This is a genomic window from Roseomonas sp. BN140053 (assembly GCF_047690175.1).
GTDB lineage: Bacteria > Pseudomonadota > Alphaproteobacteria > Acetobacterales > Acetobacteraceae > Roseomonas.
This window is the reverse complement of the sequence record NZ_JBLLEB010000003.1, coordinates 326062-352276: the sequence shown is the minus strand read 5'-3', so window position 1 is coordinate 352276 and position 26215 is coordinate 326062. Positions and strand designations below refer to the sequence as shown.

At 73.3% G+C, this 26215-nt stretch carries 22 protein-coding genes; 18 read left to right on the top strand and 4 right to left on the bottom strand.

Going from position 1 to position 26215, the window contains the following annotated elements:
- The first annotated feature begins 337 nt into the window (after positions 1–337).
- From egtB to ACLIBK_RS05565, 3 genes are all read left to right on the top strand, one after another.
- Positions 338–1543: an ergothioneine biosynthesis protein EgtB gene (egtB, locus tag ACLIBK_RS05575; protein WP_415386239.1), complete on the top strand. Its 1206-nt coding sequence runs from the start codon at positions 338–340 to the stop codon at positions 1541–1543.
- Positions 1540–2529, top strand: a complete 990-nt coding sequence (egtD, locus tag ACLIBK_RS05570) for an L-histidine N(alpha)-methyltransferase (RefSeq protein ID WP_415386238.1) — start codon at positions 1540–1542, stop codon at positions 2527–2529. The genes egtB and egtD overlap by 4 nt, the downstream gene beginning before the upstream one ends.
- A 459-nt stretch (positions 2530–2988) precedes the next feature.
- Positions 2989–5268: an FdhF/YdeP family oxidoreductase gene (locus ACLIBK_RS05565; RefSeq protein ID WP_415386237.1), complete on the top strand. Its 2280-nt coding sequence runs from the start codon at positions 2989–2991 to the stop codon at positions 5266–5268.
- Positions 5269–5587: 319 nt separating this feature from the next.
- Here the strand turns inward: ACLIBK_RS05565 and ACLIBK_RS05560 are convergent, their stop codons facing one another.
- The 3 genes from ACLIBK_RS05560 to ACLIBK_RS05550 all read right to left on the bottom strand — a co-directional run bounded on the left by ACLIBK_RS05560 (position 5588) and on the right by ACLIBK_RS05550 (position 9194).
- Positions 5588–6559, bottom strand: a complete 972-nt coding sequence (locus tag ACLIBK_RS05560) for a tripartite tricarboxylate transporter substrate-binding protein (protein ID WP_415386236.1) — start codon at positions 6557–6559, stop codon at positions 5588–5590.
- A 358-nt stretch (positions 6560–6917) separates the two neighbouring features.
- Positions 6918–8276, bottom strand: a complete 1359-nt coding sequence (locus tag ACLIBK_RS05555) for a glutamate--cysteine ligase (protein WP_415386235.1) — start codon at positions 8274–8276, stop codon at positions 6918–6920.
- A 162-nt stretch (positions 8277–8438) separates the two neighbouring features.
- The gene (locus tag ACLIBK_RS05550; protein ID WP_415386234.1) at positions 8439–9194 is read right to left on the bottom strand and encodes a 16S rRNA (uracil(1498)-N(3))-methyltransferase; all 756 of its coding nucleotides are present in this window, start codon (positions 9192–9194) and stop codon (positions 8439–8441) included.
- Between the two features lie 197 nt (positions 9195–9391).
- On the opposite strand from ACLIBK_RS05550, the gene ubiA reads away from it, so the two are divergent.
- The 5 genes from ubiA to ACLIBK_RS05525 all read left to right on the top strand — a co-directional run bounded on the left by ubiA (position 9392) and on the right by ACLIBK_RS05525 (position 13946).
- Entirely contained in the window at positions 9392–10291 is a 900-nt protein-coding gene (ubiA, locus tag ACLIBK_RS05545) for a 4-hydroxybenzoate octaprenyltransferase (protein WP_415386233.1), read from the top strand.
- Positions 10288–10956, top strand: a complete 669-nt coding sequence (locus tag ACLIBK_RS05540; protein ID WP_415386232.1) for a class I SAM-dependent methyltransferase — start codon at positions 10288–10290, stop codon at positions 10954–10956. The genes ubiA and ACLIBK_RS05540 overlap by 4 nt, the downstream gene beginning before the upstream one ends.
- Positions 10957–11024: 68 nt before the next feature.
- Entirely contained in the window at positions 11025–11894 is an 870-nt protein-coding gene (locus tag ACLIBK_RS05535) for a chorismate mutase (protein ID WP_415386231.1), read from the top strand.
- Positions 11885–13018: a histidinol-phosphate transaminase gene (hisC, locus tag ACLIBK_RS05530; protein ID WP_415386230.1), complete on the top strand. Its 1134-nt coding sequence runs from the start codon at positions 11885–11887 to the stop codon at positions 13016–13018. Before ACLIBK_RS05535 ends, hisC begins: the two co-directional genes overlap by 10 nt.
- Positions 13011–13946, top strand: a complete 936-nt coding sequence (locus ACLIBK_RS05525; RefSeq protein ID WP_415386229.1) for a prephenate/arogenate dehydrogenase family protein — start codon at positions 13011–13013, stop codon at positions 13944–13946. Before hisC ends, ACLIBK_RS05525 begins: the two co-directional genes overlap by 8 nt.
- A 269-nt stretch (positions 13947–14215) precedes the next feature.
- Here ACLIBK_RS05525 and ACLIBK_RS05520 read toward each other — a convergent pair whose 3' ends face one another.
- A complete protein-coding gene (locus ACLIBK_RS05520; protein WP_415386228.1) occupies positions 14216–15079 on the bottom strand; it encodes an alpha/beta fold hydrolase in 864 nt (287 codons plus the stop codon).
- Between the two features lie 313 nt (positions 15080–15392).
- On the opposite strand from ACLIBK_RS05520, the gene ACLIBK_RS05515 reads away from it, so the two are divergent.
- From ACLIBK_RS05515 to ACLIBK_RS05470, 10 genes are all read left to right on the top strand, one after another.
- On the top strand, positions 15393–16928 hold the full coding sequence (locus ACLIBK_RS05515) for an ABC transporter substrate-binding protein (RefSeq protein ID WP_415386227.1): 1536 nt from the start codon (positions 15393–15395) through the stop codon (positions 16926–16928).
- Complete coding sequence (locus ACLIBK_RS05510; RefSeq protein WP_415386226.1) at positions 16928–17878, top strand: ABC transporter permease; 951 nt, start codon at positions 16928–16930, stop codon at positions 17876–17878. Before ACLIBK_RS05515 ends, ACLIBK_RS05510 begins: the two co-directional genes overlap by 1 nt.
- A 253-nt stretch (positions 17879–18131) precedes the next feature.
- Positions 18132–19982, top strand: coding sequence for a dipeptide/oligopeptide/nickel ABC transporter permease/ATP-binding protein (locus ACLIBK_RS05505; protein WP_415386225.1), 1851 nt, complete (start codon positions 18132–18134; stop codon positions 19980–19982).
- Positions 19983–20107: 125 nt separating this feature from the next.
- A complete protein-coding gene (locus ACLIBK_RS05500; RefSeq protein WP_415386249.1) occupies positions 20108–21022 on the top strand; it encodes an ABC transporter ATP-binding protein in 915 nt (304 codons plus the stop codon).
- Between the two features lie 150 nt (positions 21023–21172).
- Positions 21173–22000: a creatininase family protein gene (locus ACLIBK_RS05495; protein ID WP_415386224.1), complete on the top strand. Its 828-nt coding sequence runs from the start codon at positions 21173–21175 to the stop codon at positions 21998–22000.
- A gap of 334 nt (positions 22001–22334) precedes the next feature.
- The gene (locus ACLIBK_RS05490; protein WP_415386223.1) at positions 22335–23054 is read left to right on the top strand and encodes an SDR family oxidoreductase; all 720 of its coding nucleotides are present in this window, start codon (positions 22335–22337) and stop codon (positions 23052–23054) included.
- Positions 23055–23090: 36 nt separating this feature from the next.
- A complete protein-coding gene (locus tag ACLIBK_RS05485) occupies positions 23091–24263 on the top strand; it encodes an acyl-CoA dehydrogenase family protein (protein ID WP_415386222.1) in 1173 nt (390 codons plus the stop codon).
- 3 nt (positions 24264–24266) lie between these two features.
- On the top strand, positions 24267–25046 hold the full coding sequence (locus tag ACLIBK_RS05480) for a PIG-L deacetylase family protein (protein ID WP_415386221.1): 780 nt from the start codon (positions 24267–24269) through the stop codon (positions 25044–25046).
- Positions 25043–25636: a class I SAM-dependent DNA methyltransferase gene (locus tag ACLIBK_RS05475; protein WP_415386220.1), complete on the top strand. Its 594-nt coding sequence runs from the start codon at positions 25043–25045 to the stop codon at positions 25634–25636. The genes ACLIBK_RS05480 and ACLIBK_RS05475 overlap by 4 nt, the downstream gene beginning before the upstream one ends.
- Before the next feature lie 158 nt (positions 25637–25794).
- Positions 25795–26058, top strand: a complete 264-nt coding sequence (locus tag ACLIBK_RS05470) for a DUF551 domain-containing protein (protein ID WP_415386219.1) — start codon at positions 25795–25797, stop codon at positions 26056–26058.
- The last annotated feature ends 157 nt before the right edge of the window (positions 26059–26215 follow it).

The window sequence follows — 26215 nt, the reverse complement described above, 5'->3', positions numbered from 1 at the left end:
GAAGCCTTTGTCCCGAGCCGGGGAGTTACGAACTCCCCGGACCCCGCGTTGAGTGCCTCCGGCGGGGGCGGGATGGCTGACGGCGGTTATGATGGGCGACGGCGGCCAACCCGCCCCCGCCGGAGGCACTCATGTGGTCGAGGAGCCTAAGCTCCTCGCGGGGGCTCCAAGGGGGCAGAGCCCCCTTGGCCGCGGCTTGAACATCCAGGACCAACCGCCCCCACCTGAACCCGGCAACCCGGCACCGTCCCGGCGATCACGGCTGGCAGACCTCGCTTTCGCGTCAGTCACGTCCCAGATCAGGCGGCGGGAACGGGTGTGGGGCCAGCGCATGAACATGATCCATCCAGCCGCGGCGGCCCGGCCTGCGGCGGAGCTCCTGGCCCGCTTCCAGGCCGTGCGTGCCCGGACGGAAGCGCTGGCGGCGCCGCTGTCGCCGGAAGACCAGGTCGTGCAGTCCATGCCGGACGCCAGCCCGACCAAGTGGCACCGCGCCCACACCGCCTGGTTCTTCGAAACCTTCCTGCTCAAGCCCTACCTACCCGGCTACCGGCCGGTGCGGGAGGACTACGCCTTCCTGTTCAACTCCTACTACGAGGCCGCCGGGCCGCGGCACGCCCGGCACAGCCGCGGCCTGATCACCCGCCCCTCCTGCGCCGAGGTCGGGGAATACCGCGCCGCCGTGGACGCCGCGATGGCGACGCTGCTGCGCGATCCGCCGCCGGAAGCGGCGGAGCTGGTGGAGCTGGTGGAGCTGGGCTTGCAACACGAGCAGCAGCACCAGGAACTGCTGCTGACCGACATCCTGCATGCCCTCAGCCGCAACCCGCTGCGCCCGGCCTACGATCCCGGCTGGCAGGAACCGCCCGCCGCGGGGCCGGCCCGCATGCTGGATGGGCTGCAGGGCGTGGTGGAAATCGGCCATGACGGCCGGGGCTTCTTCTTCGACAACGAGGGCCCGCGCCACCGCAGCTTCCTGGCCCCCTATCGCATCGCCAGCGCGCCCGTCACCAACGGCGAGTGGCTGGGCTTCATGGAAGCGGGCGGCTACCGCGAGCCGCTGCTGTGGATGAGCGAGGGCTGGGCCGCCTGCCAGGCCGAGGGCTGGGACGCGCCGATGTACTGGGAACAGCGCGATGGCGCCTGGATGCAGTTCGGCCCCGCCGGGCTGCACCCCGTGGACCCCGCCGCCGCCGTCCGCCACGTTTCCTGGTACGAGGCGGACGCCTTCGCCCGCTGGTCCGACAAGCGCCTGCCCACCGAAGCGGAATGGGAAGCCGCCAGCGCCCTGCCCGGCTTCCGCGACGCCGAGGGCGTGGCCTGGCAATGGACCGGCAGCAGCTACCGCCCTTACCCGGGCTTCCAGCCCTGGGCCGGCGCGGTGGGCGAGTACAACGGCAAGTTCATGATCGGCCAGATGGTGCTGCGCGGCGGCTCGCAGGCCACGCCGCCGGGCCACACGCGGCCGAGCTACCGCAACTTCTTCCCGCCCGGGGCGCGCTGGCAGTTCAGCGGGTTGCGCCTGGCGGAGGATGCGGCGTGAACGTCGCGCTCTCCCCCGACCCGGCAGCGCCGGAAGGGCAGGCGCCCGACCCGGCCGCGGCGCAGCGCGCCGCCCTTCTCGCCGACGCGCTGGCCGGCCTTTCCGCCCCGCGCAAGACGCTGCCCTCCAAGTGGCTCTACGACGCCGAGGGCGCCCGGCTGTTCGAGGCCATCACCCGCCTGCCGGAATACTACCCGACCCGCACCGAGGTACGGATCCTGACAGAATCCGGCCCCGACATCGCCCGCGCCGTCGGCCCCGGCGCGGCGGTGGTGGAATTCGGCCCCGGCGACGGCGCCAAGGCGGTGCAGCTGCTGCGGCTGCTGGACGCGCCGGCCGCCTATCTGCCGGTGGACATCGCCCCGGAATGGCTGGACACCGCCGCGGCGCGGGTGGCCGAAGCCCTGCCCGCGCTGCGCGTCCAGCCGGTGGTGGCCGATTTCAGCCAGCCCTTCGACCTCGCCGACCGGGCGGCGGGCAGCCGGGTGCACCTGGGCTTCTTTCCCGGCTCCACCATCGGCAATTTCGAGGCGGAGGAGGCCGTATCCTTCCTGCGCCGCGCCCGCGCCACCCTGCGCCCCGGCGCCCGCATGCTGCTGGGCGCCGACTTGGTGAAGAGCGTCCCCGTGCTGCAGGCCGCCTACGACGACGCAGCCGGCGTCACCGCCGCCTTCAACCTGAACCTGCTGACCCGGCTGAACCGCGAGGCCGGCGCCGATTTCGACCTCGGCGGCTTCACCCACCGCGCCGCGTGGAACCCTGACCTGGAGCGGATCGAGATGCACCTCGTGTCCCGCCGCGCCCAAACGGTGCAGCTGGCCGGCCGCGCCTTCCAATTCGCGGAGGGCGAGAGCATCCACACGGAGAACAGCCACAAGTACCGCCCCGAACGCCTGCGCGCCCTGGCCGAGGCTGCCGGCTGGCGTGCCGGCGCGAGCTGGACGGACCCGGACCGGCTCTTCTCGGTCTGGCTGCTGGACAGCTGAGCGCCGAGCGGTGGCAGATTCCACCGGAAGTGTCAGAAATCGCGGAATGTGACACATCCGTCGCCGGGCTTGACCGCCAACCACCTGTTGTTTTAGGATTATTTTCTGAAAACGGCCTCGCTGAGCCGGCCTGCGGTAAGGAAGTAAGAGAGTAAGGAAGTAAGGCGAACCACCGCGCCGAGGCTGCGCCCCGCCGAACAAGCACCGCAGGCGACGACGCCCGCAAGCACCGGACCATCCCCCGGCCCCGCCGCTCCGCCCCACCCCCACTGCGCCCGGCCGGCAACGGCCCCCGGGCCGCGGCGTTACCCAGCCGGACGATGCCGCGGCGCGGGCCATCGGATCACGATCGCGCGGCAGCGGTGCCGGCCTGCCCGCCCGGCCCTGGCGCGGCGGCTTTCCCATCGTAGCTTGCCGCAACGGGGTTCGGCCGCGTTGCGGCCCGGGGGACAGGACGGCATGGACGGCGACGTGAAGATCGAGCCCTACGAAGGCCCCGCCGGGGGCTGGGGCTCCGCCAAATCGCTCGGCGAGATCCTGCTGCGCGAGAAGGTGCGCCCGGCCACGGCGCGCGAACTGGTGCGCCAGAACAAGGCCGACGGCTTCATGTGCGTGTCCTGCGCCTGGGCCAAGCCGGCGCAGCCGCACCCCTTCGAGTTCTGCGAGAACGGCGCCAAGGCCACCGCCTGGGACCTGACCAGCCTGCGCACACCGGTGGAGTTCTTCGCGCGGCACACGCTGACGGAACTGCGGAGCTGGCGCGATCACGACCTGGAACAGCACGGCCGCCTGACGCATCCGCTGCGCTACGACCGCGCCACCGACCGCTACGTGCCGGTGTCCTGGGCCGAGGCCTTCGCCGCCATCGGGCGGGAACTCAAGGCGCTCGATCCGGACTCGGTGGTGTTCTACACCTCCGGCCGCGCGTCCAACGAGACGTCGTACATGTACGCGCTGCTGGCGCGGCTCTACGGCACCAACAACCTGCCCGACAGTTCCAACATGTGCCACGAGACGACCTCGGTGGCGCTGAAGGAGGTGATCGGCTCGCCCGTCGGCACCGTGACGCTGGCGGATTTCGACAAGACCGACTGCATCTTCTCCTTCGGGCAGAATGTCGGCGTGAACAGCCCGCGCATGCTGCACCAGCTGCAGGAAGCGGTGCGCCGCGGCGCGCGGGTGGTGTCCTTCAACCCCCTGCGCGAGCGCGGCTGGGAACGCTTCACCAACCCGCAGGACCCGGTGGAGATGGCCACCGGCGCGGAAACCCGCATCAGCGAGCAGTACCACCAGGTCAAGGCCGGCGGCGACATCGCCGCCATCATGGGCCTGTGCAAATGGCTGATCGAGGCTGATGACCGCGCCCGCGCCGAAGGCGGCGCCCCCGTCCTCGACCACGCCTTCATCGCCGAACACACCACGGGATTCGAGGAGTTCGCCGCCACCGCCCGCGCCACCACCTGGGAGGAGATCGAGCGCGAATCCGGCCTGTCCCGCACGGCGCTGGAAGACGCGGCCCGCCTCTACGCCGGCGCGCGGGCGGTGATCGCGGTTTACGGCATGGGGCTGACGCAGCACGTGGGTGGCGAAACCAACCTGCACATGCTGGTCGCCCTGATGCTGCTGCGTGGCAACATCGGCAAGCCGGGCGCCGGCATGTGCCCGGTGCGCGGCCATTCCAACGTGCAGGGCCAGCGCACCGTCGGCATCTCCGAGAAGCCGGAGTTGGTGCCGCTGGACCGCCTGGCCGCGCAGTACGGCTTCCAGCCGCCGCGCAAGAAGGGGCTCAACACGGTGGACGCCTCGCAGGCCATCCTGAAGGGCGAGGTCCGCGCCTTCCTGTCCCTGGGCGGCAACTTCCTGCGCGCCATCCCTGACACCCACCGCATGGAGCCGGCCTGGGCGAAGCTGCGGCTGACGGTGAACATCGCCACCAAGCTGAACCGCACGCACCTCATCCCCGGCGAGGTCGCCTATCTCCTGCCCACCACCAGCCGCATCGAGCGCGACCCGCAGGCCAGCGGCGATCAGACCGTGAGCATGGAAGACAGCACCGCCTGCATCCACGCCTCCTTCGGCAAGGTGGAGCCCGCCAGCCCGGACCTGCTGACCGAGCCCAGCATCGTCGCGGGCCTCGCCAAAGCAACCCTGCCGCCCAACCCGCGCGTCGACTGGGACGGCTGGGTGGCCAACTACAGCCGCATCCGCGACAGCATCGAGGAAACCTATCCCGAGGATTTCCGCGGCTACAACGCGCGCATGGCCGTGCCCGGCGGCTTCCACCGCCCCGTGCCCGCCCGCCAACGCGTCTGGAAGACCGGCAGCGGCAAGGCGGAGTTCCGCATCCCCAAGGCCCTGCGCGCCACCGGCTTCGCCGACGCCCCCGGCCAGTTCCGCCTGGTGACGCTGCGCTCCAACGACCAGTTCAACACCACCATCTACGGCTACCATGACCGTTTCCGCGGCGTGCAGGGCACCCGCATGGTGCTGTTCATGCACCCCGAGGACATCGCCGCCGCCGGCCTGTCCGACGGCCAGGAGGTCGGCCTGTCCACCGTGGCCGATGACGGCATCACCCGCGAGGTGAAGGGCTTCCGCGTCACCGCCTACAGCATCCCGCGCGGCTGCGTCGGCGGCTACTACCCCGAATGCAACCCGCTGGTGCCGGTCTGGCACCACGCCGAGGAAAGCAAGACCCCCGCCGCCAAGTCAGTCCCCGTGCGCCTGCTGACGGACTGATCGCGGTCGGGTGCCGGAGTTTCGCCTCGGGGTGGTTGGTCCTGGATGTTCAAGCCGCGGCCAAGGGGGCTCTGCCCCCTTGGAGCCCCCGCGAGGAGCTTAGGCTCCTCGACCTCATGAGTGCCTCCGGCGGGGGCGGGTCGGACAACGCGGTCCTCAATGACTACCGTCAGCCATCCCGCCCCCGCCGGAGGCACTCAACGCGGGGTCCGGGGAGTTCGTAACTCCCCGGCGGGGTCCAGGGGCAGCGCCCCTGGCCACGGTCTGGGCCACCCAGACCAACCACCCCGAGGCGAAACCCCAGCACACCCGGCCGGGATCAGTCCGCCGCGGTGGCGCCGATGGTGCGGACCATGCTGCCCCAGCGGTCGAGTTCGGCGTCCAGGAAGGCGCGGGTGGCCTCGAAGTCGCGCAGGGTGATGTCGTGGCCCTGGCGGCGCAGCGGCTCGGCCAGGGCGGGGTCGGTCATGGCGGCGTTGACCTCCACGCTCAGCCGGGCGGCCAGGGCCTTGCCGGCGCGGGCGGGCTGGAACACGCCCACCCAGGAGGAGGCCTGGAAGTCCGGAAAGCCCGCTTCCTCGTAGGTCGGCACGTCGGGCAGCAACGGGTTGCGGGCGGCGCTGGCCACGGCCAGGCCGCGCAGCGCGCCCGTCTGCACCTGCGAAACGCCTTGCAGCGAGCTTCCCACGGCATCCACCTCGCCGTTCATGGCCGCTTGCACGGCGGGGGCGCCGCCGCGATAGGGCACGTGGATGGCACGCACGCCCGCGAGCTGGCGGAAGAAGTATTCCGCCGTGATGTGCGACCCGGTGCCGACGCCGCCGCTGGCCAGGGTGATCTCCGGCTGCTTGCGGGCCCAGTCCAGGTATTCGGCCAGGTTGGCGGAGGGACGGCTGGGATGCGTCGCCAGCAGCTCCGGCAGGGCGGCGGGGATCGCCACGGGCAGCAGCTGGTCCATGGCATAGCCCAACCGCCCGGCATACAGGGCCGGGTTCACCGCCAGCGCGGTGGTGGTGACCAGCAGCACGGACCCGTCGGCCGGCCCCGCCGCCGCCGCCCCCGCCGCGATGTTGCCGCCGGCGCCGGCTCGGTTCTCCACCGTCACGGTGCGGCCCAGCCGCTCGGTCAACCGGTTGGCGAGAAGGCGCGCGAAGCTGTCCGCGAAGCCCCCCGGCGCGAAGCCCACCAGGAGGTTGACCCGCGCCGGCCAGCCCTCCTGCGCATGGGCCGAGCCGATAAAGGGCCGGCCGAGGCCCAGCCCCGCCACGGCCAGGGCCGCTCGACGCGTCATCCGCGGTGTCCGCATCCGTTCCATCTCCCCCTCGCCCGCCCCTTTGCCGGGCCGCTGGGCCCGTGGCGGATTCTGTGGCTCGCGGGGGTGCGCCTGGTCGCATCGCGGCCCCCGCCGGGGAGCTTAGGGCGGAACGTGCCCGCAACGATACCGCCGTCGCCCGCGCCTTCGGGCTGATGTCCTGACCGGATGGGGCAGAAGGCCGGGGGAGTGAACTCCCCCGGTCCCCCTCCTTTTTTCGGGAGTGAAAGGGGCCCCGGTGGCCACGGGCGCGCCCCAAGACTCCCGAAAATAGAAGGGGGTCCGGGGGGATACTTCCCCCCGGACCACCCTGTTCCACCAACCCGGAGCGAAGGCCTTAGACCTCGGCTTCGGCGAAGATGCGCGACACGTCGCCGCCCCAGGCGGTGTGGAGGCGCTGGCGCCAGTGGGAGGCCTGGGTGATGCCGCTCTCGGCAATGGCGTCCAGCGGATCGAGGAAGCGCTCCTCCCCCTGGCCGCGGGCGCGCAACCCGCCGCGCGCGATGGCCAGGGCGTCGCGCGCCACCTCGCGCAGCTCGCGGCCGGCGATCCTGGCCTCCAGCCCCTGGCGGGGCACGGCGGCGCGCAGGGCCCGCAGGGATTCGATGTCCCAGCCCCGCACCAGTTCCAGCCCGGCCTTCTGCGCCGCGTCGTCGTAGAGCAGCCCGACCCAGAAGGCGGGCTGCGCCACCATCATGGCCGGCGACCCGACATCGGAACCGCGCATTTCCAGGAAACGCTTGAGGCGGACATCGGTGAACACGGTGGTGACGTGGTCGGCCCAATCGCCCACCGTGGCGTGGATTTCCGGGCGGCCGGGCAGGCCATGCGCCATGAAGTGCCGGAAGCTCACCCCGGTGGCGTCCACGAAGGCGCCGTCGCGCATCACGAAGTACATCGGCACGTCCAGCACGTGGCCGACGAAGCGCTCGAAGCCGAAGCCTTCCTCGAACACCACCGCCGGGATGCCGGTGCGGTCGGGGTCGGTCTTGCTCCACACGTCGCCGCGCAGGGTCTGGAAGCCGGTGTCCTGCCCTTCCCGGAAGGGGGAATTGGCCCAGAGCGCGGTGGCCAGGGACTGCAGGCTCAGGCTGAGGCGCAGCTTCTCGACCATGTCGGCCTCGTCGCCGAAGTCAAGGTTGCACTGCACGGTGCAGGTGCGCAGCATCATGTCGAGGCCCATCTCGCCCACGCGCGGCATGTAGTCGCGCATGATCGCGTAGCGCTGCTTGGGCATCCAGGGCATGTCCTCGCGCCGGGCCAGCGGGTGGAAGCCCAGCGGCGCGAAGGCGATGCCCAGCGGCCCCGCCACGGCGGCGGTGTCGCGCAGGTGGTCGGCCAGCTCGGCCTCTACCTGGTGCAGGTCGGCCAGCGGCGCGCCGCTCAGCTCGAACTGCCCGCCCGGCTCCAGCGACACGGAGGCGCCGTTGCGGGTCAGGCCGATCGGGTTGCCGCGGTCCAGGATGGGCTCCCAGCCCTTGGCGGCCAGCCCTTCCAGGATGGCGCGGATGCCGCTCTCGCCGGGCGTGTCCGGCTGGTATTCCGGCGCGCGCAGGTCGCTGCGGCGGAAGCCGAACTTCTCGTGCTCCGTGCCGACGCGCCAGGCGTCGCGCGGCTTGGAGCCGGCGGCGAACCATTCCGCGAGCTGGCGCAGGTCGCGGATCGGCGTCGGATCGGCGTCGCCGGGATTGGACATGCGTCGGGTTCCGTGATGCGCGCGAAAGCCGCGCCGGGGCGGTTCGCGGGGGGTGCTCGCGGGCCGCGTGGCTGCGGCCCCCGGAAGGCTCGGGCACCGCGCGGGGGGTTCGCGCGATCCCCGGGGGGATGGGTTCAAACGGCTTCGCGGAAAGGCGGCTTCTCAGGCCCGGCTGCCGGCCCAGTCGCCGCAGCAGGCCTGCAGAACCGCCAGCCCCGACACCGCCGCCGTTTCGGCCCGCAAGATTCGCGGCCCGAGGGCGACGGGCACAACAAAGGGACGGCGCCGCAGGGCGTCAAGCTCCGCCCCCGTGAAGCCGCCTTCGGGGCCGATCAGCAACCCGGCACCGGCGGGGGCGGGATGCGCGGCCAGGGCCTGGGCGAGGCCGGGGGCGGCGCCGCGCTCGGCGGCCAGGAACACCGGCGGCGGGTGCCCCTCTCCCTCGCGCGCCCAGCGGTCCAGCGCGGCATGCAGCGGCGCGGCTTCGGACAGGGCGGGCAGGTCGAGGCGCTCGCACTGCTCGGCCGCTTCCCGCGCCACCAGCTCCAGGCGGGACAGGTTGGCGGCGGTGGCGACGCAGCGGGTGGCCAGCACCGGCAGGATGGCGGCGACGCCCAGCTCGGTGGCCTTTTCCACCGTCCATTCCATCGCCTCGCGCTTCAGGGCGGCGAGCAGCAGGCGCGGGCCGCCGGGGGCGGGCTGCGGGCGCGTCCGGTGCCCAAGGCGGAAGCGCGCCTGGTCCTTGCGCACGGCCGCGACCTCGGCGGCGAACTCGCCGTCGCGGCCGTTGAACAGCAGCACGGGGTCGCCGGGGCCGCGGCGCAGCACCTGGCCGAGGTAGCGGCCCTGGCCGGGCAGGGCCTCGATCTCCGCGCCCTCGCGCAGGTCGTGCTCGGTGAAGAGTCGGGGAATGGTCATGGGCCGGGGCGGTGCAGGGGTGGCGGGACAGCGGCGGTGCGGGGTGGTAGCACGGCGCGCCCGGCGGCGCTTCCCGAGCCCGCTGCCCGTGGCGGCGGACCCCAGGGGGGAAAACGGCGCGGGCGGCCCCCGCGGGGCGCACGGCCGCGGTGGTCCGGGCTGCGGGCACGGCTGGGCGACACGGGGAAAGGGCGCGCATGGACGGGCACACGGATATCCGCAGCGGCGGCTGGGTGGCGCGCCTGCCCGCCACGCTGCGGCCCTTCGCCCTGTTGGCGCGGCTGGACCGGCCGATCGGCTCCTGGCTGCTGTTCCTGCCCGGGCCCTGGGCCTTCGCAATCGCGGCGCCGGACTGGGAAACCGGGCTGCGGCTCACCCTGCTGTTCGCGGTCGGCGCGGTGGCCATGCGCGGCGCCGGCTGCGTGGTGAACGACCTGTGGGACCGCGACCTGGACCGGCAGGTGACGCGCACCGCCGGGCGGCCGCTGGCCTCGGGCGCGGTGACGCCGCGCGGCGCGCTGGTCTGGCTGGCGGCGCTCTGCGCCGTCGGGCTGCTGGTGCTGCTGCAGCTGAACCGCGCGGCGGTGCTGTGGGGGGTGCTGTCGATCGTGCCGATCGCGCTCTATCCCCTGGCCAAGCGGGTGACGGACTGGCCGCAGGCGGCGCTGGGGGTGGTGTTCTCCTGGGCGGCGCCGATGGGCTGGGTGGCGGCCACGGGGGACATCGCCGCGCCGGGGCTGCTGCTCTGGGCGGCGGGGCTGCTGTGGATCCTGGGCTACGACACGATCTACGCGCACCAGGACCGCGAGGACGACGCCATCGTCGGCGTGCGCTCCTCCGCCCTGGCGCTGGGGGAGCGGACGCGGCCCTTCCTGGCCGCGGTGTATGCCGGGATGCTGGCGCTGCTGGCGGCCGCGGGATGGCTGGGCGGGCTGGGCTGGCCGTTCCTGCCGGCCCTGCTGCTGCCGGCGGCGCTGCTGCTGCGGCAGGTGCTGCGCTTCCGCATGGACGATCCCGAACTGTGCCTGACGCTGTTCAGGTCCAACCGCGAGGTCGGGCTGGCCGTGGCGCTGGCCTTGCTGCTGGGCCGGCTGTGAGCGGGGCACTCCCGCGCAGCGACGCCGAGGCGGAAGCCTTCGTGGCCGCGCACACCGCCCTGGCGCGCCCCGCGCTGGTGCCGGAGGTGGAGCTGTACCTCGCCACCGCCATCACCCCGATCTGGCAGGCGACGGAGGACTGGCTGCGCGCCGAAGGGGTGGAACCGCCCTTCTGGGCCTTCGCCTGGCCGGGCAGCCAGGCCCTGGCGCGGCGGCTGCTGGATGCGCCGGCCGCCGCGGCCGGCAAGCGGGTGCTGGACTTCGCCGCCGGCGGCGGGCTGGCCGCCATCGCCTGCGCCCGGGCCGGCGCCGCCGACGTCGAGGCGGCGGAGATCGACCCGCTGGCCTGCGCCGCCATCCGGCTGAATGCCCGGCACAACGGCGCCGCGGTGCGGGTGCTGGGCGACGACGCGGTGGGGCAGCCCGGGCGCTGGGACCTGATCCTGGCCGGCGACGTCTGCTACGAGGCGCCGATGACCGGCCACATCCTGCCCTGGCTGCGCGCCCTGGCCGCGGGCGGGGCGGAGGTCTGGATCGCCGATCCCGGCCGCGCCTACCTGCCGCGCGACGGCCTGGAGGCCCTGCACCGCTTCAGCGTTCCCGTGACGCGCGAGCTGGAAGACCGCGACCGGCGCGAGGTCACGGTGTGGCGCCTGCGGCCCTGACCCGCCCCGGCCGGCGGGCGCGCAGCCTTGGCGCGAACCGGCGGGCGCTCTAAGGGGGATCGCCCGCCATGTCCGACCCCCCCCCTTCCGACGCCCCGCCCCCGGACCTCGCCGCCCTGCGGGCGGAGATCGACGCGGTGGACGACGCGCTGCACGACCTGCTGATGCGCCGCGCCGCGATCACCGGGCGCATGGCCGCCGCGCGGATCAAGGCGGGGTCGGGCGGCTCCTTCCGCCCGGGGCGCGAGGCGCTGATCCTGCGCCGGCTGCTGGCGCGCCACGGCGGCCCCCTGCCGCCCGGCACGCTGCTGCGGGTGTGGCGGGAGATCATCGCGGCCTCCCTGGCGCAGCAGGGCGGCTTTTCCGTCGCCGTGCAGGCAGCGCAGCCGGACAGCCCGGTGCTGGCGCTGGCCCGGGCGCATTTCGGCCTGGACACGCCGCTGCGCGTCCACGCCACCCCGGCCCGCGCGCTGGCCGCGCTGTCGGCGGGGGAAGCGGCGGTGGCCGTGCTGGGCGCGCCCGAGGACGGCGAGGCGCCGGGGGCAGCCTGGTGGCCCTCGCTCGACGCGCCGCGGCTGCGCGTGGTGGCGGCCCTGCCCTTCCTGGTGGCCCCCGGCGGACGCGGCCCGGCGGCGCTGGCCATCTCCGCCGGCGCCCCGGACCCCACCGGGCGCGACCGCTCCCTGCTGCGGCTGGAACACGGCCCGGCGCTGTCGCGCGACGGGCTGATCGCGGCCCTGTCCGCGGCGGGCTTGGCGCCGCTGCGCCTGATCCTGCAGCGCGGCGCCGCCCCGCATGGCGGCTCGCCCTCACCCCAGGGCGCCGCCCTGGCGGAGGTGGCGGGCTTCGTCGAGCCGGGCGACCCACGGCTGTCCACCCTGCGCGCCGAGGTGCTGGGCGCCTTTGCCGAGCCGGAGATGCTTCCCCCATGCCCGTGACGCCCCGCCCCTCCATTTTCGCGGTCGAGCCCTACAAGGGCGGCGAGTCCAAGATCCCCGGCGTGAACCGGATCGTGAAGCTGTCCTCCAACGAGGGCGCCTTCGGCCCGCCGCCCTCGGCGGTCGCCGCGATCACGGAAGCCGCGCTGGGCGCGCACCGCTACCCCGATGGCGGCGCCACGGCGCTGCGCACGGCGATCGGCCAGCGCTTCGGCCTGGACCCCGAGCGCATCGTCTGCGGCAACGGCTCGGACGAGCTGCTGGCCATGCTGATCCTTGCCTATGGCGGCGAGGGCACCGAGCTGATCATGTCCGCCTACGGCTTCCAGATGTACGAGCTGACCGGCACCTGGGCCGGCTGCCGCATCATCAAGGTGCCCGAGCCCAACCTCGTCACCGAGGTGGACGCGCTGCTCGCCGCGGTGGGCCCGCGCACGCGGCTGATGTTCCTGGCCAACCCCAACAACCCCACCGGCTCGCTGATGTCGCAGGCCGAGCTGGCGCGGCTGCGGCGCGAGCTGCCCGACAACGTGCTGCTGGTGCTGGACAGCGCCTACGCCGAATACGTCACCGATCCCGGCTACGACGCCGGCGCCAGGCTGGTGGACAGCAGCCCCGGCAACACGGTGATGACGCGCACCTTCTCCAAGATCTACGGCCTGGGCGGGATGCGGCTGGGCTGGGCCTACGCGTCGCCGGCGGTGGTGGACGTGCTGAACCGCGTGCGCGGCCCCTTCAACCTCAACAGCGCCGTCATGGCCGCTGGCATCGCCGCGCTGTCTGAACCGGGCTGGATCGAGAAGAGCGTGGCGCACAACACGGAATGGCGCGCCAGGCTTTCCGCCGGGTTGGAAGCCGCGGGCATCCGCGTGCAGCCCAGCCAGGGCAATTTCGTGCTGGCCGATTTCGGCTCGCCCGAGCGCGCCGCCGCCGCCGACGCGCACCTGCGCTCCCGCGGGCTGATCGTGCGCGCCATGGGCGGCTACGGCCTGCCGCGCTGCCTGCGCATCACCGTCGGCACCGGCGAGGAATGCGAAATGGTGGTGGACGCCCTCTCCGCCTTCGCGCAGGGCAACCCCGCCACCACCGAGGCGCACCCGGTCGCCGAAGCGGCCCATGGCTGACCTCGTCGAGGCCACCGGGCCAGCCTCCGGCGCCGCGCCGCGCGGCCCCGTATTGTTCGAGCGGCTGTGCCTGATCGGGGTCGGCCTGATCGGCTCCTCCATCGCCCGTCTGGCGCGCGAGCGCGGCGACATCGCCCGCACTCTGGTGGTCAGCGCCAAGACCGAGGCCACGCTGGCGCGGGTGCGCGAGCTGGACCTGGCCGACGTGGTGGAAGCCGACCCCGCCCGCGCCGTGCAGGGCTGCGACGGCGTGATCCTGTGCATCCCCGTGGGCGCCTATGCCGGGGTGATGCGCGAGATCGCGCCCCACCTCGCCCCCGGCTGCATCCTCAGCGACGTGGGCAGCACCAAGGGCAGCGTGCTGCGCGACCTGCTGCCGCTGCTGCCTGACGGCGTGTCACTGGTGCCGTCCCACCCCATGGCGGGCACGGAACATTCGGGTCCGGATTCCGGCTTCTCCGCCCTGTTCCAGGGCCGCTGGTGCATCCTGACGCCGCCGCCCGGCGCCGACCCCGCCGCGGTGGACAAGGTCGCCGAGCTGTGGCGCCGCGCCGGTTCCCTGCTGGAGCGCATGGACGCCGCCACCCACGACAAGGTAGTGGCCATCGTGTCGCACCTGCCGCACCTGATCGCCTTCACCATCTGCTCCACGGCGGACGACCTAGCGCAGGAAACGCCCGAAGGCGTGCTGCGCTTCGCCGCTTCGGGCTTCCGCGACTTCACGCGCATCGCCGCCTCGGATGTGTCGATGTGGCGCGACATTTTCCTAAACAACCGCGAGGCGCTGCTGGAAATGCTGGCGCGCTTCACCGAGGACGCCCAGGCCCTGGGCCGCGCCGTCCGCCGCGGCGAGGCGGAATTCATCGAGGACCGCATCGAACGCGGCCGCAAGGTCCGCCGCTCCCTGATCGAACTGAAGCAGGCCTAATCGGGGCTCGGTTGCGCCGGGGTTTGCTGACGTTGGCCAGGGGCGCTGCCCCCTTGGAGCCCCCGCGAGGAGCTTAGGCTCCTCGACCTCATTTGGCGCTCCGCGAGGAGGGGCTTCGGGACAGGTCAGGCCCTTGGCGGAACGCTGGTCGTAAGCCCCTCCTCGCGGAGCGCTCATCGTGGGGTCCGGGGAGTTTAAACTCCCCGGCGGGGCCCAGGGGCAGCGCCCCTGGCCAACGTCAGCAAACCCCGGCGCAAACCGAGCCCCGATCAGGCCGGCCCCAGGAAGCGGCGCAGCGCGGCGTTGACGGTGGCCGCTTCTTCCAGGTGCACCCAGTGGGTGGCGTGCTCCAGGAACAGGCTCTCGCCGCGGTCGCACAGGGCGAGGCTGGCGCGGAACATGGCCGGTTCCAGGAAGCTGTCGCGGCCGCCCCAGATCACCAGCGCCGGCGGCCGCACCCGTGACGGCAGGCCGGGAGCGGGGAAGCGCAGGGCGCGGTACCAGTTCAGCATGGCGGTCAGCGCGCGGGGCTGCGACCAGGCCCGGCGATAGCGTTCCAGGTCGTCGGGGCTGAACATGCCGGGGCGGGCGCTGCCGCTCAGGGCGCGGGACAGGGCGGCGAAGCCACCGGCGCGCAGCAGCATCTCGGGAAAGAAGGGCAGCTGGAACAGCGCGACATAGGTGCTGCGCAGCGCCTGGGTGGGGTGCCGCAGCGCCACCGTGCTCCAGACCTGCGGGTGCGGCGCGTCGATCACCGCCAGCCGCTCGACCCGACCGGGATGACGCAGGGCGGTGCCCCAGGCGACGATGCCGCCCCAGTCGTGCCCGACCAGCCGGAAGCGTTCGTGGCCGAGCGCATCGGCCAGGCCAACCACATCCCCCACCAGCGCGTCGAGCCGGTACTGGCTGATGCCGAAGGGCTTGCTGCTGGTGTTGTAGCCGCGCTGGTCCGGCACCAGCACGCGATACCCTGCGGCGGCGAGCGGGCCGATCTGGTGCCGCCAGCCCCACCAGAAATCCGGGAAGCCGTGCAGCAGGATGGCCAGCGGCCCGTCGTGCGGCCCGGCCTCCACAGCCGCCAGTTCCACCCCATTCACCCGGTGGCGCGCGTGGCGCAGCATCGTCTCGTCCATGCCGGTTCTTCCCTGTTCCACACCGCGCGCCGGGGCGCCCCACCAGCAACGGGTGGCGGGACGGCAGGTTTGCCGCCGCGCCGCTGCCCCGCCCGCCGGCACACGCCTTGCAGCCCTCCGGTCGGCATGACAGCCTCGCCACCCTTCGCCGGAGATCAGGAGGTGTTGCCGTGACCGCCTCGTCGCTGCCCGCCCCCGGCCTTGCTTCGCATGCGGCGGGCCGTGGCGGCGCGCAGCCCGCCCGGGCCAGGCGCCTGCGGCGAGGTTCCGGCACACCCCCGTCCCGCCCACCCCTTTCCCGGAGTGTTCGCGCATGACCCTGCCCACGCGACGCCGCCCGCTACTGGGCGCCCTGCTCGGTGCCGGCGCCTTGCTGCCGGCGCTGCGGCACCCCGCGCGGGCGCAGGCGCAGCCGGGCGTGCTGCGCTACGGGCTCTCGGCCTTTCCGCCCAACCTGCAGCCCTGGGTCAGCACCGGCGCGTCCGCCGGCACGGTGAAGATGCTGATCCACCGTTCGCTGGTGAGCTACAACAGCAAGGGCGAGCTGCAGGGCGAGATCGCGGAGTCCTGGTCGCGCGAGGCGGACGGCGCCTGGGTGTTCAAGCTGCGCCGGGGCGTGCTGTTCCACAACGGCGAGGAAGTGACGGCCGAGGACGTGAAGTGGACGATCGAGCAGATCGCCGGCGAACGTTCCACCGCCTATATGCGCGGCCAGTTCCAGGCGGTGGAGCGGATCGAGATCCCCGACCCGCAGACCGTGCGCTTCGTCACCAAGGAGCCGCTGGTGACGTTGCCGACCTGGTTCGCCAACTACAACATGTCGATCATCTGGCGGAAGTCGCCGGCCAACGCACCGGTCGGCGCCGGCCCCTTCCGGCTGACGGGCCAGGAGCGCGGCACCTCGCTCGACCTCGTGCGTTTCGACCGCTACTGGAAGCCCGGCCACCCGAAGCTGCAGGGCATCAAGTTCATCGTCTACGCCGACGAGAACCTGCGCGCCGCGGCGCTGCAGTCGGGCGACGTGGACATGATCGAGTACGTGCCCTGGCAGTCCATGGACGCGGTGGAGGCCGATCCGCGGCTGAAGCTGGACGCCGTGGAAGGCCCCTTCATGGACATCCTGTTCAACGGTGCCCGCGGCCCCTTCACCGACGCCCGCGTCCGCCGCGCCGTGGCGCACGCCGTGAAGCGCGAGGACATCGTCAAGGCCGCCTTCTTCGGCCGCGGCAAGCCGCTGGAAGGCGTGCCCATCGTGGAAGGCACGCCCTGGTACGATGCGGAGCTGGCGCGCGGCTGGAACTACGACCCGGCGCGTTCCAAGGCGCTGCTGGCGGAAGCGGGCGTGCCCAACGGCTTCAGCACGGTGATGCTGGCCACCGCGCAGTTCGGCATGCACAAGGACACGGCGGAGGTGGTGCAGCAGCACCTCGCGGCCGTGGGCATCCAGTGCGAGCTGCGGCTGCCGGACTGGTCCACCCGCACCACCATGGGCACCAACGGCCAGTACGAGATCGCCATCCACGGCGTGTCCGCCGAGAACAACGACCCCGACGGGCTGACGGTGATCATGGACCCCAGCCTGTCGCCGACCTTCAGCCGCTCCTTCCGGCTCTCGGCGCCGCGCACCACCGCCGCCCTGGCGCGCGGCCGGGCGGAGTTCGATCAGGCCAAGCGCGTGGAGATCTACAAGGACATGCAGCGCGCGGCGTTGGAGGAGGTGCCGCTGGTGGGCCTCGCCTGGCGCTCGCAGGGCTACGGCTTCGACAGGAAGGTGGAAGGCTTCACCAACCTGCCCGGCGCGCTGACCACCTCCTCCGGCGCGATGCTGGAATACGTGTCGATCCGCTGATGCGCTGGCTGCTGCGCCGGATCGGGGTGTCGCTGCTGCTGGTGTGGGTGGTGGCGACCATCGTGTTCATGGCGCTGCACCTGGTGCCCGGCGACCCGGCGGAGCTGCTGCTGTCGGGCAGCGGCATCGCCCCCGATCCCGCCATCGTCGAGGAGCTGCGCGAGCGGCTCGGGCTGAACCGCCCGATCCTGGTGCAGTACGGCGATTTCCTCGGCGGCGTGGTACGCGGCGACCTCGGCACCTCGCTGGTGGACGAATACCCCGTGCTGGACGAGATCGCGCTGCGCCTGCCGCGCACACTGGAACTGATCCTGGCCGGCACGCTGATCGCCGTGGCCATCGCCCTGCCCGCCGGCACCTACGCGGCCCTGCATCGCGGCGGGGTGTTCGACCGCGTGGCTTCCGGCCTCGCGGCGCTGCTGCTGGCGGTGCCGGTCTTCGTGGTGGGCACGCTGCTGGTGCTGGTGCTGGCCCTGCAGCTGCGCTGGATGCCGGCGGGCGGCTACGTCGCCCTGGCGCAGAACCCCGGCCAGCACCTGACGCTGCTGGCGCTGCCGGCGCTGGCCATCGCCAAGGGCCTGTCCGCAGTGGTGTTCCGCATGACGCGGGCTTCCGTGCTGGACGCGCTGAGCCGCGACTTCGTGCGCACCGCCCACGCCAAGGGGCTGACGCCGCGCCGCGTGCTGGTGCACCACGTCGTGCGCAACGCGCTGACCCCTGTGCTGACCGTGCTGGGCCTGCACATGGGCACGCTGCTGGGTGGCACGGTGCTGGTGGAATACGTCTTCAACTGGCCCGGCCTCAGCACGCCGCTGCTGCGCGCGGTGGAAGCGCGCGACTACCCGATGGTGGTCGGCATCGTGCTGGTGATCTCCGCCCTGTTCCTGCTGATCAACCTCGCCATGGACCTGCTCTACGCCGCCCTCGACCCGCGGGTCCGCGCGGCGTGAGCGAGGCGTTGCGCTCGTGGCCCACGAGGGGGCTCTGCCCCCTCGCGCTCCCCTGCCAGGAACCTGATGTTCCTGGACCTCCCATTCGTAAAAGTTTGGCTCTGTGTGGGGAGTGTGTCACTTCGCGGCGGCTACGCCCGCGAAGTGACACACTCCCCACACAGAGCCAACTCACGGCGGGGTCCGGGGACCTCCTAGGTCCCCGGCGGGGGTGCAGGGGGCAGAGCCCCCTGCGAGCCACGGGCGCAACGCCATGAAACGCCTCGCGATCCCCGGCGCGATCGTGGCGGTCATCGTGCTGCTGGCGGTGCTGGCGCCGGTGCTGGGCCTGCCGGACCCGGTGCGGCAGGACATCGGGCGGCGGCTGACGGGAACGATGGCGGGCTCGCCGCTGGGGCGGGACGAGTTCGGGCGCGACGTGTTCAGCCGGCTGGTCTGGGGCGCGCGCACCAGCCTGGCGGTGGCCTTCGCTTCGGCGGCGATCGCGGGCGTGGTGGGCACGACGCTGGGGCTGCTGGGCGGCTGGTTCCGCGGCTTCGGCGAGTTCCTGGCGGTGCGGACCTCCGACGTGGTGCTGTGCTTCCCGCCGGTGCTGCTGGCGCTGCTGGTGGTGACGCTGCTGGGGCCGGGGGCGGGCACGCTGATCCTGGTGCTGAGCGTGCTGTACCTGCCGGGCTTCGTGCGCGTCACCTACGCCGAGGTGCTGTCGGCCCGCTCCCACGACTACGTGGAGGCGGTGCGGGCGCTGGGCGCGCCGACGGGGCGCATCCTGCTGCGCACGGTGCTGCCCAACATCGCCGGGCCGGTGCTGGTGCAGCTGTCGCTGGCGGTGGCCTCGGCCGTGGTGCTGGAAAGCGGGCTGAGCTTCCTGGGGCTGGGCGTGGTGCCGCCCTCGCCCTCCTGGGGGCTGATGATCCGCGGCGCGCGCACCACCATGGACCAGGCGCCGCTGCTGCTGCTCTGGCCCTGCCTGGCGCTGTGCCTGACCATCCTGGCGATGAACCTGCTGTGCGACGCGCTGCGCGACTGGGTGGATCCCCGGACTCCCGGCGCCCGCGTGCGGCTGCGCCCCGTGGACCGCTTGCTGCCCGGCCTGCTGCCGCCGCCCGCGGCGAGCGAGGAAACGGTGCTGGAGGTGCGCGGCCTGACGGTGGAGATCGCCACGCCCCGCGGCCCGATCCGCCCGGTGCAGGACGTGTCGCTGCGGGTGCGCGCGGGGGAAACGCTGGCGGTCGTGGGCGAGAGCGGCTCGGGCAAGTCGGTGACGGCCACGGCGGTCATGGGCCTGCTACCGCCGGCGGCGCGCGTGGCGGCGGGCGCGGCCTGGTTCGCCGGCCGCGACCTCCTGCGCCTGCCGGAACCGGCGCTGCGCCGGCTGCGCGGCGGGCCGATGGCGATGGTGTTCCAGGATCCGATGAGCAGCCTGAACCCCGTGCACCGCGTGGGCGACCAGGTGGCGGAAGCCGTGCGGGCGCATGCGCGGGTGTCCGCCGCCGAAGCGCGCGCCCGCGCCCTGGCGCTGTTCCGCCGCGTCGGCATTGCCGACCCGGAACGCCGGCTGCGCGCCTTTCCGCACGAAATGTCCGGCGGCATGCGGCAGCGCGTGATGATCGCCATGGCGCTGGCCAACCGCCCGCAGCTGCTGATCGCGGACGAACCCACCACGGCGCTGGACGTCACCGTGCAGGCGCAGATCCTGGACCTGCTGGCCGACCTGCAGCGGGAGACCGGCACGGCGCTGGTGTTCATCACCCACAACCTCGGCGTGGTGGCGGAGATCGCCGACAGCGTCACGGTGATGTACGCGGGCCAGGTGGTGGAACAGGGCGACGTCGCGGCGGTGTTCGGCGCGCCGCTGCATCCCTACACGCGCGCCCTGCTGGCCGCCGTGCCGGAAGGCGACCACGAGCCCACCGGCATCCCCGGCGTGGTGCCCTCGCCCCTCGCCTTTCCCGTGGGCTGCCGCTTCGCGCCGCGCTGCGCCCATGCCCGCCCGGCCTGCGAGGCGGGGCCGCCGCCGCTGGAGGAAGCGGGTCCCGGCCGCAGCGTGCGCTGCATCCGCTGGGCCGAGCTGCGACCCACCGGCGCCGAGGCCGCCGCGTGAGCGCCGCCGCGCCGCCGGCGAGCCCGGAAGTCGCCGGTGCCGCCTCCGCCGCGACGGGCGCACCGCCCCCCGCGGGTGCGCTGGTGGAGGCCAGCGGGCTGAGCAAGAGCTTCTCCTCCGGCGGCATGTTCCGCCGCCGCGCGCCGGTGCAGGCCGTGCGCGACCTCGACGTGTCGGTGCGGCGCGGCGAGGCGGTGGGCGTGGTGGGCGAGAGCGGCTCGGGCAAGAGCACGCTGGGCCGGCTGCTGCTGGGGCTGATCCCGCCCACCGCCGGGGCCGTGCGCTTCGACGGCGCGCCGCTGACCGGCGCGTCCCGCGCGGAATGGCGGCGGCTGCGGCGGCGGATGCAGATCGTGTTCCAGGACCCCTACGGCAGCCTGGACCCGCGCCGCCGGGTCGGGGCGCAGATCGCCGACGGCCTGGCGATCCACGGGCTGCTGCCGGCGGCCGCGCGCCCGGCGCGGGTGGCGGCGCTGCTGTCCCAGGTCGGGCTGGACCCCAGCCACGCAGCGCGCTTTCCGCACGAGTTCTCCGGCGGGCAGCGCCAGCGCGTCGGCATCGCGCGCGCCCTGGCCACCGGCCCGGACTTCCTGGTGGCGGACGAGCCGGTCTCGGCGCTCGACGTGTCCATCCAGGCGCAGGTGGTGCAACTGCTGGCCGGGCTGCAGCGGGAGCTGGGGCTGGCACTGCTGTTCATCTCGCACGACCTGCCGGTGGTGCGGCACCTCTGCGACCGCGTGCTGGTGATGTATCTTGGCCGGGTGGTGGAGAACGGCCCGGCCGAGGCGGTCTTCGCCGCGCCCTCGCACCCCTATACCCGCGCCCTGCTCTCGGCCACGCCGCGGCTGGACGCCGCCCGCCGCGTGCAGCGCATCATCCTGCCCGGCGACCCGCCCAGCCCCACCGACCCGCCCTCGGGCTGCGTGTTCCGCACCCGCTGCGCACATGCCCAGCCGCGCTGCGCCGAAGCCGTGCCGGAACTGCGCCCCGCCGGCGAAGCCCGCGCCGTGGCCTGCATCCGGGCAGAGGAGCTTGCGTGACGGCGGCGGTGACGGAAGCCCACCGTACCGCCGGCCGGTCACCACCTCCCGGCGGCACGCGCGACGCGACCGCGCCCGTTCCGCGCGCTGCCTGTTCTCGCCGCGACGCCCCCGCGCCGCGCGCCATCCTTTCGGAGGAGTTTTCCTGACGTGGTGACCAGCACGACGCCCAAGGTCCACATGGGCAGCCTGACCGGCAACGAGGCGCGGGAAATCCTGGCCCGCAAGCCGGTGATCCTGCTGCCCATGGGCAGCCACGAGGAACAGGGCCCGCACGCCCAGATGGGCGACTACCTGCTGGCCGAGAAGATGGCCGAGCTGATCGCGCTGCGCGCCACGGAACGCGGCACGGAAACCCTGGTGGCGCCGGTGCTGCCCTTCGGCGGCGCGGATTATTTCGGCGCCATGCCGGGCGGCATCGCCATCGGCCAGGACACGCTGCGCGCGGTGATCGCCGACATGCTCGGCAGCCTGATCCGGCACGACCAGACCCGGCTGATCGTCATCAACGGCCACGGCGGCAATGTCGGCCCGGTCTACGACGTGACGCGCAAGCTGTTCCTGGAAAAGGGCACCGTGGTGCCCAGCCTGTACCTGTGGAAGATCGCCAACCCGCTGCTGACCAGGATCGTCGGGCCGGAGGTGGTGAAGCGCAGCCGCTCGCACGGCGCCGACCCGCTGACCAGCCTGGGGATGCACCTGTTCCCCGACTTCGTGCGCCACGACATGATCCCCGCCTCCGGCTCCCGCCCGCCGCGCGGCTCCTTCCTGGACATCCCGCTGACCGGCTGGGCCAAGGGCGAGTTCGAGGGCGTGGAGGTGGACCTGCCCCTGGAATACGACGCCACCTCGCCCGACGGCATCGGCGCCGGCGACCCGACCCTGTGCTCGGCCGAGACGGGTGCCGCGCTGTGCGAGGCGCTGACGGAAGTTTGCGCGCGCTTCGTGGCGCACTACTCGCAGCACGTTCCGGCCTGAACACCATGCGGCTGGTGGTGCCAGGAGGGGGAGAAGGAATTCTTCCCCTCCCGGACCCTCCCCCTCATCTTTTGTCGGGGTGCTGCCGCGGTCTTCGTTGAAACGTCCGGCGCGCCGGAGGGCCACGCCCTCCGGCGACGGCCCCGTCCGCCCACGCTGCCCAGATCACAAGCTTCCGGGGGCGCGAAGTGCCCGCCCCTCCCACCCAGCCCGCGGCAGCCTCCCGAAAAAAGATGAGGGAGGGTCCGGGAGGGAGAATTCCTTCTCCCTCCCGGGGCCAGGCAGCACCCCCTACACTGCCGAAGCAAGCAGCCATCGGCAGGGAGCAAGGGCGATGCGGCTAAGGGGCAAGACCATCCTGCTGAGCGGGGCGAGCAGCGGCATCGGCCGCGCCGCGGCGGAACTCTTCGCGCGCGAGGGCGCGGCCGTGGCGCTGCTGGCGCGCCGCGAGGCCCTGCTGGAGGAGGTGGTGCGCGGGATCGAGGCCGCCGGCGGCCGCGCCCTGGCACTGCCCGGCGACATCACCGACGAGGCTTTCGTGGCGCAGGCCGCGGCGCGGGCGGCGGAATGGGGCGGCGGGCTGGACGCGGTGCTGGCCAATGCCGCGCTGGGCCTGGTGGGGGAGGTGGAGCATTTCGCCTACGCCGACTGGTGCCGGATGCTGGAGGTCAACCTGGGCGGCACCTTCCTGCTGGTGCGCGCCGCCATTCCCCACCTGCGGGCGCGCGGCGGCGGGCACGTGCTGGCCGTGGGTTCGGAGCTGAGCCGCGGGGCGATGCCGGGCCTGGCCGGCTACGTCGCCAGCAAATGGGGCCTGCTGGGCTTCATGCGGGCCCTGTCGATGGAGCTGCACCGGCACAACATCCGCGTTTGTTCCGTGCTGCCGGGCGGCACGCTGACCGATTTCGGTCCCGACGACGCGGCGGACAAGCGCGCCCGGCGCGAGCGCGGCGAGCGCTTCCTGGAACCGGCCAGCGTGGCGGAAGCGCTGCTCTTTGCGCTGCAACAACCACCGGAAGCCCGGGTTACCGAGTTGGACATCATGCCCATGTGATGCCCGACCCTTGTTCTGAGACGCGATCGGACCGGCATGAACCACCTTTCCCCCCTGCCCGTTCCCGGCCATGCCAGCACCCTCGATGCGCTGCGCGACCTGCTGCCGACCCTGTTGGCCGAAACGGCGGCGCTGGACCGGTCCGACGAACAGCCGGAAGCGGCGGTGGCAGCGCTGCACCGGGCCGGCCTGCTGCAGGCCCCGCTGCCGCGCGACCTGGGCGGGCTGGGCTGGGGCAACGAGGCCGCGGCCGCCCCGGCGCTGCGCGACGCGCTGCGCCTGCTGGGCCGCGCCAGCCTGCCGCTGGGCCGGCTGTGGGAGGGCCACGTCAACGCCCTGCGGCTGGTGGCCGAGTACGGCACGCCGGAACAGCGCGAAACGGCGGCGGCGGACTGCGCGGCGGGGCGGCTGTTCGGCGTGTGGAACAGCGGCGACCCGGCCGGGCTGCACCTGGACCCGCTGGACGGCGCGGCGGAACCCGCGCGCTTCCGGCTGCGCGGGCGCAAGATCTACTGTTCCGGCGCCGGGCTGGTGGAACGCGCCCTGGTCACCGCCACGGCGGCGGGCGCCCCGCCGCGCATGCTGCTGGTGCCGCTGCCGCGCGACACCGACCGCGCCGACCTGTCGGACTGGGCCCCCACGGGCATGGGCCCGTCCCGCACCGGCACGGTGGAGTTCACCGGCCTCACCCTGGGGCAGGAGGCGGTGCTGGGCGAGCCGGGGGACTACCTCCGCCAGCCCGGCTTTTCCGGCGGCGCCTGGCGCTTCCTGGCGGTGCAGCTGGGCGGGCTGGAAGCCCTGGCCGAGGCATTGCGCGCCCACCTCAACCGCACCGGGCGCGGCGGCGACGCGCACCAGCAGGGGCGCCTGGGCAGCGTGCTGACGGCGGCGGAAACCGCGCGGCTCTGGGTGGTGTCCGCCGCCGCCGTGGCGGAAGGCGGCGACCGGCCGACCGAGGAAGTAGTCGCCTACGTCAACCTGGCGCGCGGCGCGGTGGAGCGCGCGGCGCTGGACGTGCTGGAACTGGTGCAGCGCTCGGTGGGGCTGCCCGCCTTTCTCAGCCCCAACCCGATCGAGCGCATGGCCCGCGACCTCGCGACCTATCTGCGCCAGCCCTTTCCCGACGGTGCCCTTTGCAGCGCTGCCGCGTTCGGCCTGGGGATGGCCCGTCCCGTGGGGGACCAGTGGGGCGATCCCACGGGGAGCTGAGGCATGAGAATGGTGGACGCGGCGGATTTCCTGCGCGCCGCGGAAGAATTGCCGGTGCTGGAACTGGAGGCGCTGTTTCCGCCCCGCGACGGCGCCGAGGGGGTGCTGGTGCTGGCCCCCCACCCCGACGACGAATCCCTGGGCTGCGGCGGCCTGCTGGCGCAGCTGGCCGCGGCGGGGCGGCCGGTGCGGGTGGTGGTGATCTCGGACGGCGCCGCCTCCCACCCCAATTCCCGCAGCCATCCGCCGGAGCGGCTGCGGGCGCTGCGGCAGGCGGAAACCGTGGCGGCGCTGCGCGAGCTGGGGCTGGGGCCGGAGCACCTGGTGTTCCTGGGCCTGCCCGACGGCGCCGTGCCGCATGACGGCCCGGGCTTCGAGGCGGCGGTGGCAGCGATCGCCAACCTGGCGCGGCGCGACCCGGCGCCGGCGGCGATCCTGTCCACCTGGGGGCTGGACCCGCATCCCGACCACGTCGCCACCGCGGCCATGGCCGAGGCGGTGGCGCGGGAACTGGCGACCCGGCTATTCTTCTATCCCGTCTGGGGCTGGCGGCACCTGTATCCCGCCATCGGCCCGCTGCCGCCGCGCCAGCTGCCGGGGCCGCCTCGGGGCGGGCAGCTGCCCATCGAGGAACAGCTGCCGGCCAAGCAACGGGCGGTGGCCGCGCATCGTTCCCAGACCACGCGGCTGATCGACGACGACCCGGAAGGCTTCATGCTCTCGCCGGAGGTGCTGTCCGTGCTGCTGCGCCCGACCGAGATCTTCCTGGAAGCCACGCCATGAGCAGCCGCCCCACCGCCTCCCTGCCGGACAGCTACTTCGACGAGCTCTACGCGCAGAACCCGGACCCCTACCACTTCGCCACCAACCCCTACGAGCACGAGAAATACGCCGCCACGCTGGAAGCCTTGCCGCGGCCGCGCTACGCCTCGGCGCTGGAGATCGGCTGCTCCATCGGCGTGCTGACGGCGATGCTGGCGCCGCGCTGCGACCGGCTGCTATCGCTGGACGCGGCGGAAGCGGCCGTGGTGCAAGCGCGGTCGCGGGTGACGGATTTTCCAGGGGCGGAGGTGCGCACCGCGCGGGTGCCGGAACAATGGCCGCAAGGGCGCTTCGACCTGATCCTGATCTCGGAGGTGCTCTACTACTTCGGCCATGACGACCTCCGCCGCCTCGCCGCCCTGACCACGGAGGCGCTGCAGCCCGGGGGCGACTGCGTGCTGGTGCACTGGCTGCCAGAAACCGACCCCGCCTATCCGCTGGTGGGCGACGAGGCGGTGAACAGCTTCCTGCAAGCGGCGGCCGGGCTGCAGCCCGTCTCGGATTCGCGCAACGACCTGTACCGCCTGGACGTGCTGCGCCGCCCCGGGTGAGGCCGGGCTGCTCCCCGGGCATGCCGGCGGAAACCGCTCCGCCTGCCCTGGCAGGGTTAAGTTCTCGCCACTTTGTGAACGAACTTGCGGAGCACGAAGCAACCGTCAATTGTGGTTGCCGGCAAAAGCCTGGGCACCCATGAGGGGAACGACGCGACGTGAGTTGGCAGGGAATCGAGACGGCGCCCAAGGACGGCACGCGCTTCCTGGGCTGGTCCGCCGTGGATGACGTGATCACCGTGACCTTCTGGGGCCGGGTCGGCGGCTTCACCCCCAGCCGGGACGGCCGGACCTGGCTGGGCGAGGCCTGGTCGGACCACCGCGGCAAGCCCGATGCCTGGGAGCCCACGCATTGGTGCGCCCTGCCCAGCCCGCCGGAGGTGGAACCCGCCCTGCCGCTTCGCCGGGCCACCGACGCCTGACGTCACGGAGCCGAGACAGGGAAGGCCGGGGGAGTGAACTCCCCCGGTCCCCCTCTTTCTTTTGGGAGTTTTCGGGTGCGCCCGTGACCCATGGCGCACCCGAAAACTCCCGAAAATAGAGGGGGGCCCGGGGGGGATACTTCCCCCCGGCCTGCTG

Excerpts from the sequence above, each read along its gene's own strand:
- egtB (WP_415386239.1), top strand. The coding sequence starts at position 338 with ATGATCCATCCAGCCGCGGCGGCCCGGCCTGCGGCGGAGCTCCTGGCC.
- ACLIBK_RS05565 (WP_415386237.1), top strand. The coding sequence starts at position 2,989 with ATGGACGGCGACGTGAAGATCGAGCCCTACGAAGGCCCCGCCGGGGGC.
- ACLIBK_RS05560 (WP_415386236.1), bottom strand. The coding sequence starts at position 6,559 with ATGACGCGTCGAGCGGCCCTGGCCGTGGCGGGGCTGGGCCTCGGCCGG.
- ACLIBK_RS05555 (WP_415386235.1), bottom strand. The coding sequence starts at position 8,276 with ATGTCCAATCCCGGCGACGCCGATCCGACGCCGATCCGCGACCTGCGC.
- ACLIBK_RS05550 (WP_415386234.1), bottom strand. The coding sequence starts at position 9,194 with ATGACCATTCCCCGACTCTTCACCGAGCACGACCTGCGCGAGGGCGCG.
- ubiA (WP_415386233.1), top strand. The coding sequence starts at position 9,392 with ATGGACGGGCACACGGATATCCGCAGCGGCGGCTGGGTGGCGCGCCTG.
- ACLIBK_RS05535 (WP_415386231.1), top strand. The coding sequence starts at position 11,025 with ATGTCCGACCCCCCCCCTTCCGACGCCCCGCCCCCGGACCTCGCCGCC.
- hisC (WP_415386230.1), top strand. The coding sequence starts at position 11,885 with ATGCCCGTGACGCCCCGCCCCTCCATTTTCGCGGTCGAGCCCTACAAG.
- ACLIBK_RS05525 (WP_415386229.1), top strand. The coding sequence starts at position 13,011 with ATGGCTGACCTCGTCGAGGCCACCGGGCCAGCCTCCGGCGCCGCGCCG.
- ACLIBK_RS05520 (WP_415386228.1), bottom strand. The coding sequence starts at position 15,079 with ATGGACGAGACGATGCTGCGCCACGCGCGCCACCGGGTGAATGGGGTG.
- ACLIBK_RS05515 (WP_415386227.1), top strand. The coding sequence starts at position 15,393 with ATGACCCTGCCCACGCGACGCCGCCCGCTACTGGGCGCCCTGCTCGGT.
- ACLIBK_RS05510 (WP_415386226.1), top strand. The coding sequence starts at position 16,928 with ATGCGCTGGCTGCTGCGCCGGATCGGGGTGTCGCTGCTGCTGGTGTGG.
- ACLIBK_RS05505 (WP_415386225.1), top strand. The coding sequence starts at position 18,132 with ATGAAACGCCTCGCGATCCCCGGCGCGATCGTGGCGGTCATCGTGCTG.
- ACLIBK_RS05500 (WP_415386249.1), top strand. The coding sequence starts at position 20,108 with ATGTTCCGCCGCCGCGCGCCGGTGCAGGCCGTGCGCGACCTCGACGTG.
- ACLIBK_RS05490 (WP_415386223.1), top strand. The coding sequence starts at position 22,335 with ATGCGGCTAAGGGGCAAGACCATCCTGCTGAGCGGGGCGAGCAGCGGC.
- ACLIBK_RS05485 (WP_415386222.1), top strand. The coding sequence starts at position 23,091 with ATGAACCACCTTTCCCCCCTGCCCGTTCCCGGCCATGCCAGCACCCTC.
- ACLIBK_RS05480 (WP_415386221.1), top strand. The coding sequence starts at position 24,267 with ATGAGAATGGTGGACGCGGCGGATTTCCTGCGCGCCGCGGAAGAATTG.
- ACLIBK_RS05475 (WP_415386220.1), top strand. The coding sequence starts at position 25,043 with ATGAGCAGCCGCCCCACCGCCTCCCTGCCGGACAGCTACTTCGACGAG.